Genomic DNA, 13,715 nt, shown 5'->3' with positions numbered 1-13,715 from the left:
TACCGGCACACCCGACCGCCCCCCACGGGACGGGGGAGCGCCCGGACGGTAGCGTCTGGGGGGAGAACGGCGTAACGACGCGTCCGACAACTCGAGGAGTCGACGGCAAGGGGATGACCCAGGCAACCATGAGCAGTGGCCGCGGCCATGAGCAGGACAACCCGTTCGCTCCGCCGCCGGAGGACGCTCCCGACCAGCCGTGGCAGCCGCGCAGGCCGCAGCAGCCCTCGGACGAGCAGGACTCCGACCAGCGGCCCACGCCACCCCCGCCACCCGCTTGGGGCAGCCAGTGGAGCGACCGGCAGCCGGGGCGCGGCGGCGGTCTCGGCGACCGCCCCGGCGGAGACGGCGGTTACGGCGGCCGGCGCCCGGACGGGCCGCGGTTCGACCCGACCGACCCGGCGCAGCGGCGTGCCCGCTACGCCCTGCTGTGCGGCATGTGGGGGCTGTTCTTCGCCCTGCTGCTCGGCTGGACGTACCTTGCCCTGCTGCTCGGCGGACTCGCCCTCTACTGGGGCGTCAACGCGCTCCGCATGAAGCCGGAGGAACGCGCCAAGGCCCGTGCCGAGGCCGCCGCCCTGCTGGCCGACGGCCCCGCCGCACCCCCGCCCCCGCCGGCCGACCCCAACGCCAAGCCCCAGCGGCCGGCCGCCGTCAGCGGCATCGTCATGGGCGCCCTCGCGGTCGGCCTCGTGGCCGGCCTGCTCAGCAGCGAGTACGCCTACCGCGACTACTACGCCTGCGTCGGCGACGCCCTCACCCAGTCGGCCCGCGACTCCTGCGCCCACGACATGCCGGCCCCGCCGGTCTGGCTGCGCAAGGCCTGAGCCCCACCCCGCCCGCCGGGTCCGCCCGCGCCGTCCCCGGCGCGGCGGACCCGGCGTTCGCGTACCCGGGGTCCCGCAGTGGTCAGGCCGGGTCCGTGGCCGCGGTCTCCGTCCGGCCGTCCTCGCTGCCGGTCCCGGTCTCGGCCCCGGGCTCGGTCTCGTCCGCCTCGTCCGCCTCGTCGGCGTCGTCGGCGTCGTCGACGTCGTCCGCCTCGTCGGCGTCATCGGCGTCGAAGTCGTCGTACTCGGCGAAGTCCCCGTATTCGCCGTCGAGGGCCGCACGGGACGCGCGGAAGCGGCGGACCCAGCGCACCACAAGGGCGGTGGGGGTGCCGATGGCGACGGTCCAGCCCACGGCCGCGACCGCGGTGAGCCAGCGCGAGGGGCCGAAGTCGGCGAGGGCGCCCGAGCCGAGGGGTCCCGCGGCGAGTTCCGTGAGCAGGCCGAGGACCACGCCGCAGGCCGTACCTCCCAGTGCCGCGCGGGCGGCCGTGCGGCCCGGGCCCGCGGCGGCGTCGCGGTCGACCGCGAACCAGCCCACCGTCACGCCCGCGACGGCCGGCACCAGCAGCGCGAGCCAGGTCAGCACCGTGCCCGGGCCGGCGTGCGGCAGCGCGGCCAGGAGCGGGAAGTCGGGCAGCACGGGATCGCCGACCGCCCCGGCGGGCCGGACGACCGCCTCCGTGCCCAGCGAGAACCCCGGCCCGAGGGCGTAGGCCGCGCCCCACACCGCCGCGTTCGGGATGAGCGCGACCGACAGGGCGAGCACCGCCAGCCGCCCGGACAGCGCCTCGCTGAGCCGGCTGAAGGACGCCCCCGCGGCCCCGGGATGCAGGACCAGTGCGACCGCCGTGAGCACCGCGCCGCCCGCGAGCAGCACCGCCACCCCGGCCGCCGCCGACCGGGCCACCGGGCCGGTCTCCCCCGCCGGCACCCGCTCGGTCACCCGGTGGAACGCCGCCGGAAGGGGGATGTGCGGCCGCCCCCGTTCGGCCCACGCCCCCGCGGCCGCGGCGAGGGCGGCGACCACGGGCACGTGGAGCCCGGCGCTGAGCGCGTCGCTCCGCACCGGCCCGTACGAGGTGAGGATCGCCGCGCCCGCGGCGACCGCGACGTACCCGCCGATCAGCCAGGCCACGGCGGACGCCGCCGCCCGGTCGGTCGACGCGGGGGCGGCGGCGTCGGCGCCGGCCCGGTACAGCAGCCAGATCGGGAAGGCCGCCAGGAGCAGCGGTGTGACCCCTACGGGCGCGGGGACACCGGAGACCGTCTCCATCCGCACCAGGTCCGTGCCGTGCGCCAGCAGCCAGCAGTCGGCGGCGATGTGCAGGGCCCCGTACAGCCCACTGTCGGGGAACGGGGAGATGATCCAGAGGAACAGCACCAGTACGGCGAAGCCGCCGAGCCCCAGCCCGGCGGCGAGCACGCCGCCGGTGAAGGCGGGCACGGACTCCGCGGTGCGCAGGGCCTCGTGCGCAGCCCGGACACGGCGGAAGACAAGGCTCACAGCGCGTGCGGCGGTCACGGCACCCCATGCTGCCAACAAGACCCCTTTTACCGTCGCAGCATGCGAATGTCCGTCGTGTCGCGGAATATGGCGTTATGCGCATCTTCACACGATCCGAGTGGTCGATCGCATGACCCGAACCCACCTGACGAAGACGGCACGGACCGCCAAGAAGCGGCGGCCCCACCCGCAGCCCGCGACGACCCCGCGGACCGCACCACCGGCTCCGCCACCGGCCGCCCCTCCCGAGGGGGCGGCCGGGGCCGCGGGGCCGCCGCGCGCGCCTCGGGCCGAGCCACCGCAAGCCCCGCGACCGGCGGAGCCGGACCGGGCCGCCGCGCCCTCCGAGCCGGTCTCCGGGCCGCCGGAGGACTCCGGCGCGCCCCCACCCGTGGACGACACGGGTGTCGGGGCGTCCGGGCCGACGGCCAAACAGGCCAAGGCGGCGGCGAAAGCGGCGGCGAAGGAGACCAAGGCCGCGGCCAAGCAGGCCGAGGAAGCCGCCGATGAGGCGGAACTGCGCCTCGCCGAGGCCGCCGAGGCCGCCTTCGACACGCTCTACGCGCACGCCGCCCCCGCCCTGATCCGGCAGGTCGAGGTCCTCACCGGCAACGAGGAACTGGCCCGGTACGCGGTCCACCGCGCCTTCGACCGGGCATGGCTGCGCTGGCCCGAGGTCGCGGCCGACCCCGATCCCGTCGGCTGGCTCCGCTGCCAGGCGTTCGAGCTCGCGCTCGCCCCCTGGCAGCAGCTCCTGCCCTGGCACCGCACACCGCGCCGCGCCCGCGGCGACCTCCAGCGGCTGCCGCGCGGCGCCCGTCACGCCGTGCTGCTCCACGAGGGCCTCGGCCTCGGCCTGCGTCACACGGCCGCCGAGAGCATGGCCAGCACACCCACGACGGCGGCGCGGATCATCCGGGCCCGTGACGCGCTCGGCGAGGAGGCGGTCGCCGGACTGGCCGGGCTCCTGAACGAACCGCGCGTGCCGGAGCTCCCCGCGGAGCAGGTGCGGGAGATGAGCGAGGAACGGCTGCGGCACCAGACCCTCGGATCGGTCGCCGCCACGATCGTCCTCGTCCTGCTGACCGCCGGCGGGCTCGTCTTCGGCCCGCTCAGCGATCACTTCTCGGTGTCGACGCCGCTCGTCGACATCCGCTTCTCCCCCTGACGCCGGCCCCGGGACGACGACCGTTCCGGATACGGCAGCGGGCCCGCCCCCCGAGGGGAGCGGGCCCGCTGCCGTGCTGAGGAATCAGCCCTGGAGGATGGCGCGCGCGAGGCGGGCCGTCTCCGACGGGGTCTTGCCCACCTTGACGCCGGCGGCCTCGAGGGCCTCCTTCTTCGCCTGGGCGGTGCCGGAGGAACCGGAGACGATGGCGCCGGCGTGGCCCATGGTCTTGCCCTCGGGTGCGGTGAAGCCCGCGACATAACCGACGACCGGCTTGGTGACGTGCTCGGCGATGAAGGCCGCCGCACGCTCCTCGGCGTCGCCGCCGATCTCGCCGATCATGACGATCAGGTCGGTGTCGGGGTCGTCCTGGAACGCCTTCAGCGCGTCGATGTGGGTGGTGCCGATGATCGGGTCACCGCCGATGCCCACGGCCGACGAGAAGCCGATGTCGCTGAGCTCGTACATCATCTGGTAGGTCAGCGTGCCGGACTTCGACACCAGGCCGATGCGGCCGGCGGTGCTGATGTCGGCCGGGATGATGCCCGCGTTGGACTGACCGGGGGTGATCAGGCCGGGGCAGTTCGGGCCGATGATCCGGGTCGTGTTGCCCTTGCTGCCCGCGTACGCCCAGAACGAGGCGGTGTCGTGGACGGCGATGCCCTCGGTGATGACGACCGCGAGCGGGATCTCGGCGTCGATGGCCTCGACGACCGCGTCCTTGGCGAACTTCGGCGGGACGAAGATGACGGTGACGTCGGCACCGGTCTTCTCCATGGCCTCGGCGACGGAGCCGAAGACCGGCACCTCGGTGCCGTCGAAGTCCACGCTGGTGCCGGCCTTGCGCGGGTTCACGCCACCGACGATGTTGGTGCCCGAGGCGAGCATGCGCCGGGTGTGCTTGGTGCCCTCGGAACCGGTCATCCCCTGGACGATGACCTTGCTTTCCTTGGTCAGGAAGATAGCCATGATGTGGTGACCTGTCCCTTACTTCGCAGCCAGCTCGGCGGCGCGCTCCGCGGCGCCGTCCATGGTGTCGACCTGCTCGACCAGCGGGTGGTTGGCGTCGGTGAGGATCTGCCGGCCCAGCTCCGCGTTGTTGCCGTCCAGACGGACGACGAGCGGCTTGGTGACCTCCTCGCCCTTGGACTTGAGCAGCTCCAGGGCCTGGACGATGCCGTTGGCGACCGCGTCGCAGGCGGTGATGCCACCGAAGACGTTGACGAAGACGGACTTGACGTCCGGGTCGCCGAGGATGATCTCAAGGCCGTTGGCCATCACCTCGGCGGAAGCGCCACCGCCGATGTCGAGGAAGTTGGCGGGCTTCACGTTGCCGTGGCCCTCGCCGGCGTAGGCGACGACGTCCAGGGTGCTCATGACGAGACCCGCGCCGTTGCCGATGATGCCGACCTCGCCGTCGAGCTTGACGTAGTTCAGGCCCTTGGCCTTGGCCGCGGCCTCCAGCGGGTTGGCGGAGGCGTGGTCCACCAGCGCCTCGTGCTCCGGCTGGCGGAAGTCGGCGTTCTCGTCCAGGGAGACCTTGCCGTCGAGCGCGATGACGCGGCCGTCGGCGACCTTGGCGAGCGGGTTGACCTCGACGAGGAGCGCGTCCTCGGCGATGAAGGTCTTCCACAGGGTCTGCAGGATCTCGGCCACCTGGTCGGCGACGTCGGCCGGGAAGGCGGCCGCCTCGACGATCTCGCGGGCCTTCTCCGGGGTGACGCCCTCGTTGGCGTCCACGGCGATCTTCGCGAGGGCCTCGGGCTTGGTCTCCGCGACCTCCTCGATCTCCATGCCGCCCTCGACCGAGGCCATCGCCAGGAAGGTCCGGTTGGCACGGTCGAGCAGGAAGGAGACGTAGTACTCGGTGGCGATCTCCGGGGCCAGCTCGGCCAGCATCACCTTGTGGACCGTGTGGCCCTTGATGTCCATGCCGAGGATCTGCCCGGCCTTGGCCACCGCGTCATCGGGGTCCGACGCCACCTTCACGCCGCCGGCCTTGCCTCGGCCACCGGTCTTCACCTGTGCCTTGACGACAGCCTTGCCACCGAGCCGCTCCGCGACCTCGCGCGCCGCCTCAGGCGTGTCGATGACTTCACCGGCCAGCACCGGTACACCGTGCTTGGCGAAGAGGTCCCTCGCCTGGTACTCGAACAGGTCCACGCGCGTCCGTCCTTGGTAATCGCGGGTTCGTTGTTGGCGTGAGCGTGCCGGGGGCGGTCGTCGCTGACGTCTTCGTAACGATCCATGCGTACGGTCGTACGGGGGGCGCACACGTCGGCCGAGCACGCGGCATGTCCGTCTCGCAGGTTAGCGCCGCGCGGGCGGCTCGACTAAATCCCAGGTCGCCGACGAGCGGTGAGAACAGTCACAGACCGCGCCAGTGACAACTGGAGGATTGCTCCGTCCGGGTGGCACGGGCGGCGCGAGCGCGGCCTCACCCCTCCGGCACGGGCAACGGCCGCTTCTCTATCGCCGCCGCCATGATCTCCGGGAACAGGTCGGGCGTGCAGGCGAACGCGGGGGCGCCGAGGGCCGCCAGGGCGGCGGCGTGCTCGCGGTCGTAGGAGGGGGCGCCCTCGTCGGACAGCGCGAGCAGGGCCACGAACTGGACGCCGGAGGCCTTCATGGCCGCGACGCGCTTGAGCATCTCGTCCCGTATGCCGCCCTCGTAGAGGTCGCTGATGAGCACCACGACGGTCTCGGCCGGACGGGTGATGAGCGACTGGCAGTAGGCCAGGGCCCGGTTGATGTCCGTGCCGCCGCCGAGCTGGGTGCCGAAGAGGACGTCGACGGGGTCGTCCAGCTGCTCGGTGAGATCGACCACGGCGGTGTCGAAGACGACCAGCTTGGTCTCGATGCTGCGCATCGAGGCGAGGACGGCGCCGAAGACGGAGGCGTAGACGACCGAGGCCGCCATCGAACCGGACTGGTCGATGCACAGCACGACGTCCTTCTTCACCGCCTGCGCGGCGCGGCCGTGGCCGATCAGCCGCTCGGGGACGATCGTGCCGTGCTCCGGCAGGTAGTGCCGCAGGTTGGCGCGGATGGTGCGGTCCCAGTCGATGTCCCGGTGGCGCGGGCGGTTGATCCGCGCCGAGCGGTCCAGGGCCCCGGTGAGGGTGGCGCGGGTGCGGGAGGCAAGACGCTTCTCCAGGTCCTCCACGACCTTGCGGACCACGGCCCGGGCGGTCTCCTTCGTCGTCTCCGGCATCGCCTTGTTGAGCGACAGCAACGTGCCGACCAGATGCACGTCGGCCTCGACGGCCTCCAGCATCTCCGGTTCCAGCAGCAGCGCCGACAGTCCGAGCCGGTCGATGGCGTCGCGCTGCATGACCTGCACGACGCTGCTGGGGAAGTAGGTACGGATGTCGCCCAGCCACCGTGCGACCTGCGGCGCGGAACCGCCCAGTCCGGCGGACCGGGGCCTGCCCCGCCCGGACGTCCCGCCGTCGGCGCGCGGGCCGGACCCGTACAGCGCCTCCAGTGTCTGGTCCATGGCGGCGTCGCGGCCGGTGAGCGTGTGGCCCGTGCCGTCGGCGGCGCCCGCGCCCAGCACCAGCCGCCAGCGGCGCAGCCGCTCCTCGCCGTCGATGCCGGCGTCCGTCCTCACGTCGCCGTTCATGTCGCCGTTCCCCCTGTCGGTCGGTCGTGTCCCAGCAGCAGCCGGACGGTCGGCAGCACCGCGTCCGCCCGGGCCTCGTCCAGCCCGGCGGCGAAGCCCGGCGCGCCCTCCGCCGCCGCCTCGGGCGACCCGGCCGCCGGGCCGCGCCGCACCAGCTCCCCCACGGTGCGCCGTACGCCCGCGTCGAACTCGCCGAACGTGCGCCGCAGCAGCGGCAGGACGTCGTCGAAGGCGGCGGCCGGAACCGCCGACAGCCAGTCGTCGACCAGGGCGAGCAGCCGCGCGTCGTGGACGAGCAGCATCCCGCCCCCGGCGAGGAAGCCCTCCGTCCAGGCGGCCGCCTCCTGCGGCGGTGTCCCGGCCGACAGGGCCAGCCCCATCAGCCGGGCCACCTCCCCGGCCTCCAGCCGGCCGTCGTCCAGCAGCAGGCGGGCGGCGGTGCCGCGCAGCAGTCCGGGCATCCCCCGGTCGCGCGCGGCCAGGGACCGCAGCACCCCCGCCCAGCGTGCGCGCAGCCCCTCGTCGGCGAGCAGGACCACGGCCTCCTGCACGCCGTGGACATGGCCGCGCATCTCCGCCGCGCCCTCGGTGTCCAGCCCCGCGCAGGCCGGCGGGAGCCCGACGCATATCCGTTCCGCCAGCCCTTCGGCGACCTCGCGCAGCGCGGCCGCGTCCGTGCCCCGGACGTCGCCGTAGCGGACGGACCGCACCAGCGCGGGCAGCGCCTGCGCGAGGTGGCCGACGTCGGCGTCGAGCGCGGCACGGTCGGCGAGCACCCGCATCACGGTCGGCAGCGCGTCGGGCAGCTCCGCGAGCAGGCAGCGCTCTGCGAGTCCGGTGACCTCGGCGAGCGCGGTCGCCCGCACCGCCTCGTCCTCGGCCCTGGCGGTGGCGGCCGAGGACACGGTGGTCCCCCACACCCCGGCCTCGGCGACCCGCACCGCCAACTCGGGCTCCCAGCGCAGCCGCCAGGTCTCGCGGAAGGTGCCGGTACCGGCGCGCGACCGGGCGGGCTCGCCCCAGCCGATGCCGAGCAGCCGCAACCGGTGCAGCAGGCGGCTGCGGCCGGCGTCGGTCTCCTTGCGCAGGTCGAGCTCCAGCTCCTTCTCCAGTGCCTCCGGCTTCAGGCGCAGCCTGCGCTGCTCGCGCGCCAGGTCCCGGGCGAGCGGCACCGCGGGGGCGCCCTCCGGGACCTCGCCCAGCACGTCCCCGACCACCAGGCGGTCCCGGATGAGCTCCATCGGCACGTCGGACCCGTCGCACATCACGGCCCGTATCGCGTCGGTGGTCTCGCCCAGGCCGGCCAGCGGGCGGCCGCGCATCGCGGCGAGCGTGTCGGCGAGCCGCACCGCCTCGATGACGTGTGCGGAGGAGACCGGCAGATCCTCCTCCCGCAGCAGCCCGGCGACCTTGGTCATCCAGCGCGCGACGGGCCGGTCCGGTGCGGTGAACAGGTGCCGGTACCAGCCGGGCGAGGCGATCCCGGCCCCGTACCCGCCGGCCCGGGACAGCCTGCGGTGGGTCCAGGGCACCCAGGTGATCTCGACCTTGGCCTTCGGCAGCCCCTTCAGCAGGGCCCGGTCGGCGGTCACACCGGTCGTGGCCGCGAGGGCGGGCACGTGCCAGGCGCCGCAGACCACCGCCACGCGCTCGTGCCCGCGGCGGGCGTCGCGGATCCGCAGCCGCATGTGCGCCTCGCGCACGGCGTCCTGCGGATGGCCCCCGTCCCCGTACTCCTCGCGCAGTGCCCCCATGGCCTCGGCGACCGCCCCGAACGCCGCGAGCGCGTCGTCCGTGTCGTCGGCGGTCTCACCGTCGTCCGCCGGGTCCGCGTGCTCCCCGCGGCGCCGGTGCTCCACGGCGTCCTCCCACCACCGCTCGGGATCGTCGTGACCGGCCGCCTCCGCGAGCACCGCGAGCGGATCGATCCGTACCCGCTCCCCGGGCCCGTCGTCGCTCTCGTCCTCCGCCGCCGCTCCCTCCCCGTCCTCGCTGTCGTCCCGCATCAGCAGCGAATGGGCGGCCGGCAGGTCGATGAAGCGGACCGGCACCCCCCGCGCGGTCGCCCAGCGGATCGCCTCCCACTCCGGCGAGAAGTCGGCGAACGGCCAGAACCCCGCCCGGGACGGCTCGTCGACGACGTGCGCGAGCAGCGCGACCGGCGGCCGCATGCCCGGCTCGGCGGCCAGTCCCACGACGGCGTCCGCCTCCGGCGGTCCCTCGATGAGCACGATCTGCGGCGCGTACCGGTCGAGCGCCGCGCGGACCCCACGGGCCGACCCCGGCCCGTGGTGCCGCACCCCCAGCAGCGCCACCCCGTCCGTCACGGCGTCACCTCGCGGCAGGCGCGGTAGAAGTCCTTCCAGCCCTCCCGCTCGCGGACCACCGTCTCCAGGTACTCCCGCCACACCACGCGGTCGGCCGCCGGGTCGCGGACCACCGCGCCGAGGATGCCCGCCGCCACGTCCCCGGCGCGCAGCACGCCGTCGCCGAAGTGCGCCGCGAGCGCGAGGCCGTTGGTGACCACCGAGATGGCCTCGGCCGTGGAGAGCGTGCCCGACGGGGACTTGACCTTGGTCCTGCCGTCGGCGGTGACCCCGCCGCGCAGCTCGCGGAAGACGGTGACGACCCGCCGGATCTCGTCCGCGCCCGCGGGAACCGACGGCAGGTCGAGCGACCGGCCCAACTGGCCGACCCGGCGGCTGACGATGTCGACCTCCTCCTCCACGGTCGCCGGCAGCGGCAGCACGACGGTGTTGAAACGCCTGCGCAGCGCGCTGGACAGGTCGTTGACCCCGCGGTCGCGGTCGTTGGCGGTGGCGATGAGGTTGAAGCCGCGCATCGCCTGGGTCTCGGCGCCCAGCTCCGGTATCGGCAGCGTCTTCTCGGACAGGATCGTGATGAGCGTGTCCTGCACGTCCGCGGGGATACGGGTCAGCTCCTCGACGCGGGCGATGCGGCCCTCGGCCATCGCCCGCATGACCGGGCCGGGCACGAGCGCCTCCCGGGTCGGGCCCTGGGTGAGCAGCCGCGCGTAGTTCCACCCGTAGCGGATCGCCTCCTCCGGCGTGCCGGCCGTGCCCTGCACGAGGAGGGTGGAGTCGCCGCTGACGGCGGCCGCCAGATGCTCCGAGACCCAGGTCTTGGCCGTGCCGGGCACCCCGAGCAGCAGCAGGGCCCGATCCGTGGCGAGGGTGCTGACCGCGACCTCCACGATGCGGCGCGGGCCCACGTACTTGGGTGTCACGACGGTGCCGTCGGGAAGTTCGCCGCCCAGCAGGTACGTGGCGACCGCCCACGGCGACAGATTCCAGCGGGCCGGGCGCGGCCGGTCGTCGGCCGCCGCGAGAGCCTTGAGCTCATGGGCGAACGCGTCTTCGGCATGCGGCCGGAGTGCGGTGTCCGCGGACATGGTTCTCCCCCTGTTCCGGGCAGGTCGGATGAGGCGGACGATCCGTCAGACCCCCTGCGTCGTCCGCGGTTCCCACGATGCACGACCCCACTGACAATCCCCCTCGCCCGGCAGGTAACGCCAGGTCAGAACCGATTGTCAGTGCCCGGACCTACCGTCTTGGGCATGGACGGGATGGACGAACAGCGACCCGAGCGGTGGACCGCCGACCAGGTCCTGGCCCTCGCGCCCGACGCGTCGTCGCGGAAGGCCGGGACGGGTCTGTCGGCGGCCGCGCGCTGGTCGGGCACGGGCACGTCGGGCACGGCGGTGTGGGGGCTCTGCGCGGGCAGCGGCAGCAAGCCGTACCAGACGGTCGTGGACACGGCCGGGCCCGGCTCCAAGTGCAGCTGCCCGAGCCGCAAGTTCCCCTGCAAGCACGCCATCGGACTGCTGCTCCTGTGGTCCGGGGGCGAGGTCGGGCCGGCCGCACACGGGGGCGGCCGGCCCGACTGGGTCACCGAATGGCTCGACGCGCGCCAAGCGCGTGAGGAGCGCAAGAGCGCCCCGGCCGGCGGCGGTGACCCCGAAGCGGCACGCAAGCGCGCCGAACAAAGGGCGCGCCGGGTCGCCGCCGGGGCGACCGAACTGGAACAACGGCTGACGGACCTGCTGCTCGGAGGGCTGGCCGGCGCGGACCGCGAGGGCTACCAGCGCTGGGAGGAGACGGCGGCCCGGATGGTCGACGCCCAGGCCCCCGGGCTCGCGTCGCGGGTGCGCGAGCTGGGCGCGGTCGCCGCCTCGGGCGGCGACTGGCCGTCCCGGTTGCTGGAGGAGACCGCGCTGCTGCATCTGCTGGCCCAGGGCATTCTTGGGCACGACCGGCTCCCCGGGGCACTGGCCGCGACGGTGCGCGGCCGGGTGGGTTTCACGGTGGACTCGGCGGAACTGCTGGCCGGCCCCACCGTCCGGGACCACTGGCTGGTGCTGGCCCAGCAGGACTCGGCCGACGACCGGCTGACGACCCGCCGTATATGGCTGCACGGCCGCGACACCGGGCGCCCCGCGCTGCTGCTGTCCTTCGGCGCGGCCGGCCGGGCCCCCGAGCTCGCCCTGCCGGTCGGCCTCGGGGTCGACGCCGAGCTGGCGTACCACCCGGGGGCGCGGCCGCTGCGGGCCGTACTCGGCACCCGGCATGCCGCGCCCGGCCCCGGCTCCGTGCCGCCCGGGCTGCCCGTCGGCACGGCACTGGCGGTGTACGGACAGGCCCTGGCGGACGACCCGTGGCTGGACGCCTGGCCCGCCGTCCTCTCCGGGGTCGTGCCCGTACCGGGCGAGGCGGGCTGGCAGCTCGCCGACGGGGAGGGGACCGACGCGGTGCCGGTGGCCACCGGGGGCGGCAACGGCGCCGGTGGGCTGTGGCGCCTGGCGGCGGTCTCGGGGGGCCGGCCCGTGACGGTCTTCGGCGAGCTGGGACACCGCGGGTTCCGGCCGTACACGGTCTGGCGCGAGGGCCGCACGGAAGCGGTGGCACTGGCGCCCTAGCGCCCGCGGCCGCCGACGGCCGCACCACGGACGGACGCGAACGACACCGAAGGGGGACGCATGGAGACGGCGACCTGGGCCGATCTGGTCGGGACCGCCCTGATGGGCACCGAACGCAAGGGCGGGACGCCCGCCGAACTGCTCGATGCCGCCGCCGTCGCCGTCCTGCGACGTCGTGCGGGGCTGCGGCCGGCCGCCGCGGGGAAGCGGCCGGCCACGGCCCCGCACGATCCACGCCCCGCCCTGCCGGCCGCCGCACGGCGGCGGCTCGGGCTGCTGCTGGCGGACCGGTCCGGCGGGAGCGGCGGCCGGCGGGGCGCGGCGCCCCATCTCGCCGAGCTGCTGCCGCAGTGGCTGGGCGAGGCCACCGCGCGCGGTTACGCGGCCCCGCCGGAGCTGCTGCCCGCCCTGCTGGACGCCGCCCGTGCCCGCACCGACCTGAGACCGGACGCGCTCGCCCTGGCGGGCCCGCGCGGCCTCTGGCTGGCGGAGCTGAACACGGACTGGCGGTTCGCGCTGCGGGCGAGCGCCTCCGGTGCCGCGCCGGCGGCCGGGGAGGCGTCGGACGGCCCCGAGGTGCGGCAGCTGTGGGAGGAGGGCCTGTTCGCCGAGCGGGTGGCGCTGCTGACGCGCCTGCGGTCCCGCGACCCTGGGGGCGCGCTCGAACTGCTGCGTTCCGGGTGGAGCGGTGAGCGCGCCGAGGACCGTCTGATGTTCCTGGACTCCCTGCGCGAGGGACTGTCCTCCGCCGACGAGCCCTTCCTGGAGCAGGCGCTCGCCGACCGCAGCCGCAATGTGCGGGCCACCGCCGCCGAGCTGCTCTCCGCCCTGCCCGGCTCCGCGCTGGCCGGGCGGATGGCGGCCAGGGCCCGGACCTGCGTGGCCTGGGACGCCGGGGACAGCCGGATCGTGGTGGAGGCGCCGTACGAGTGCGACGCGGCGATGGAGCGCGACGGCGTGGTGGCGACACCCCCGGCCGGCCGGGGTGAGCGGTCGTGGTGGTTCGGCCAGGTGGTGGACGCGGCGCCGCTCGGGACATGGCCGGAGCGGTTCGGCGGCCGTACGCCGCAGGAGATCATCACCCTGCCGGTCGCCGACGACTGGCAGGGCGACCTGCACGCGGCCTGGTGCCGGGCGGCGGTCCGCCAGCGCGACGCGGCCTGGGCCCGGGCGCTGCTCGGGCCGATACCGACCACGGCGACGGCGGTCGCCCCGGTGGGCGACCCGGCGAAGCTGCTGGCAGTGCTCCCGGCCGGCGAGAGGGCCGAATGGGTGGCGCGCTTCATCGCCTCGCACGGCTTGTCGGAGGCGTTCCAGATGCTCGCGGTGTGCGCCGTTCCCTGGGCGGAGCCCCTGGGCCGGGCGGTCGTGGACGCGCTGGACATCGCCCGTGACGCCGGCAGCTATCCGTGGAGCTTCAGCGGGGTCATGGGCCTCGCCGAGCGCTGCCTGGACCCCGCGGAGGCCGATCGCGCGACCCCGCTCACCGCGGTGCCCGCCGAATCGGCCGACACCTCACCGGGCGCGGGCGCCTACTGGGCCGAGGCCTTCCAGCGCCTGGTGGGCACCCTGCGGCTGCGCGCCACGATGAGCGAGGAACTGGCCTGAGCCGCGGCAGTCCGCGGCTCAGGCCGGTCCCGCCGCCCGGGCGG

The 13,715-nt window shown here is 75.0% G+C and carries 10 protein-coding genes; 4 read left to right on the top strand and 6 right to left on the bottom strand.

The genetic code is table 11. The features are described 5' to 3' along the window. The first annotated feature begins 113 nt into the window (after nt 1–113). A complete protein-coding gene (locus ACFYXS_RS24780) occupies nt 114–827 on the top strand; it encodes a hypothetical protein (protein WP_389251765.1) in 714 nt (237 codons plus the stop codon). Nucleotides 828–909: 82 nt separating this feature from the next. On the opposite strand, the gene ACFYXS_RS24775 is transcribed toward ACFYXS_RS24780, so the two are convergent. Further along, nucleotides 910–2,352 carry a DUF6350 family protein gene (locus ACFYXS_RS24775; RefSeq protein ID WP_389251763.1) on the bottom strand — a complete coding sequence of 481 codons (1,443 nt, stop codon included), beginning with the start codon at nt 2,350–2,352 and terminating at the stop codon, nt 910–912. Nucleotides 2,353–2,464: 112 nt separating this feature from the next. Between ACFYXS_RS24775 and ACFYXS_RS24770 the strand changes: the two genes are divergently transcribed. Beyond that, nucleotides 2,465–3,502 carry a hypothetical protein gene (locus tag ACFYXS_RS24770; RefSeq protein ID WP_389251761.1) on the top strand — a complete coding sequence of 346 codons (1,038 nt, stop codon included), beginning with the start codon at nt 2,465–2,467 and terminating at the stop codon, nt 3,500–3,502. Between the two features lie 84 nt (nt 3,503–3,586). On the opposite strand, the gene sucD is transcribed toward ACFYXS_RS24770, so the two are convergent. The 5 genes from sucD to ACFYXS_RS24745 form a co-directional block, all read right to left on the bottom strand. Further along, on the bottom strand, nt 3,587–4,471 hold the full coding sequence (gene sucD, locus ACFYXS_RS24765; protein ID WP_389251759.1) for a succinate--CoA ligase subunit alpha: 885 nt from the start codon (nt 4,469–4,471) through the stop codon (nt 3,587–3,589). Nucleotides 4,472–4,489: 18 nt separating this feature from the next. Continuing rightward, nucleotides 4,490–5,665: an ADP-forming succinate--CoA ligase subunit beta gene (sucC, locus tag ACFYXS_RS24760; protein ID WP_389251757.1), complete on the bottom strand. Its 1,176-nt coding sequence runs from the start codon at nt 5,663–5,665 to the stop codon at nt 4,490–4,492. 274 nt (nt 5,666–5,939) lie between these two features. Further along, complete coding sequence (locus tag ACFYXS_RS24755; RefSeq protein WP_389251755.1) at nt 5,940–7,127, bottom strand: VWA domain-containing protein; 1,188 nt, start codon at nt 7,125–7,127, stop codon at nt 5,940–5,942. Next, nucleotides 7,124–9,493 carry a DUF5682 family protein gene (locus tag ACFYXS_RS24750; protein ID WP_389252275.1) on the bottom strand — a complete coding sequence of 790 codons (2,370 nt, stop codon included), beginning with the start codon at nt 9,491–9,493 and terminating at the stop codon, nt 7,124–7,126. The genes ACFYXS_RS24755 and ACFYXS_RS24750 overlap by 4 nt, the downstream gene beginning before the upstream one ends. Beyond that, nucleotides 9,451–10,539 carry an AAA family ATPase gene (locus ACFYXS_RS24745; RefSeq protein ID WP_389251753.1) on the bottom strand — a complete coding sequence of 363 codons (1,089 nt, stop codon included), beginning with the start codon at nt 10,537–10,539 and terminating at the stop codon, nt 9,451–9,453. The genes ACFYXS_RS24750 and ACFYXS_RS24745 overlap by 43 nt, the downstream gene beginning before the upstream one ends. A 165-nt stretch (nt 10,540–10,704) precedes the next feature. Between ACFYXS_RS24745 and ACFYXS_RS24740 the strand changes: the two genes are divergently transcribed. After that, nucleotides 10,705–12,063 carry an SWIM zinc finger family protein gene (locus ACFYXS_RS24740; protein ID WP_389251751.1) on the top strand — a complete coding sequence of 453 codons (1,359 nt, stop codon included), beginning with the start codon at nt 10,705–10,707 and terminating at the stop codon, nt 12,061–12,063. A gap of 60 nt (nt 12,064–12,123) precedes the next feature. After that, complete coding sequence (locus ACFYXS_RS24735; protein WP_389251749.1) at nt 12,124–13,671, top strand: DUF5691 domain-containing protein; 1,548 nt, start codon at nt 12,124–12,126, stop codon at nt 13,669–13,671. The last annotated feature ends 44 nt before the right edge of the window (nt 13,672–13,715 follow it).

Source organism: Streptomyces sp. NPDC002574 (assembly GCF_042889545.1).
Taxonomy (GTDB): domain Bacteria; phylum Actinomycetota; class Actinomycetes; order Streptomycetales; family Streptomycetaceae; genus Actinacidiphila.
This window is presented reverse-complemented; position numbering and strand designations above follow the sequence as displayed.

Coding starts and splice junctions, on each gene's coding strand:
- sucD (WP_389251759.1), bottom strand. CDS start 4,471: ATGGCTATCTTCCTGACCAAGGAAAGCAAGGTCATCGTCCAGGGGATG.
- ACFYXS_RS24755 (WP_389251755.1), bottom strand. CDS start 7,127: ATGAACGGCGACGTGAGGACGGACGCCGGCATCGACGGCGAGGAGCGG.
- ACFYXS_RS24740 (WP_389251751.1), top strand. CDS start 10,705: ATGGACGGGATGGACGAACAGCGACCCGAGCGGTGGACCGCCGACCAG.
- ACFYXS_RS24780 (WP_389251765.1), top strand. CDS start 114: ATGACCCAGGCAACCATGAGCAGTGGCCGCGGCCATGAGCAGGACAAC.
- ACFYXS_RS24770 (WP_389251761.1), top strand. CDS start 2,465: ATGACCCGAACCCACCTGACGAAGACGGCACGGACCGCCAAGAAGCGG.
- ACFYXS_RS24735 (WP_389251749.1), top strand. CDS start 12,124: ATGGAGACGGCGACCTGGGCCGATCTGGTCGGGACCGCCCTGATGGGC.
- ACFYXS_RS24745 (WP_389251753.1), bottom strand. CDS start 10,539: ATGTCCGCGGACACCGCACTCCGGCCGCATGCCGAAGACGCGTTCGCC.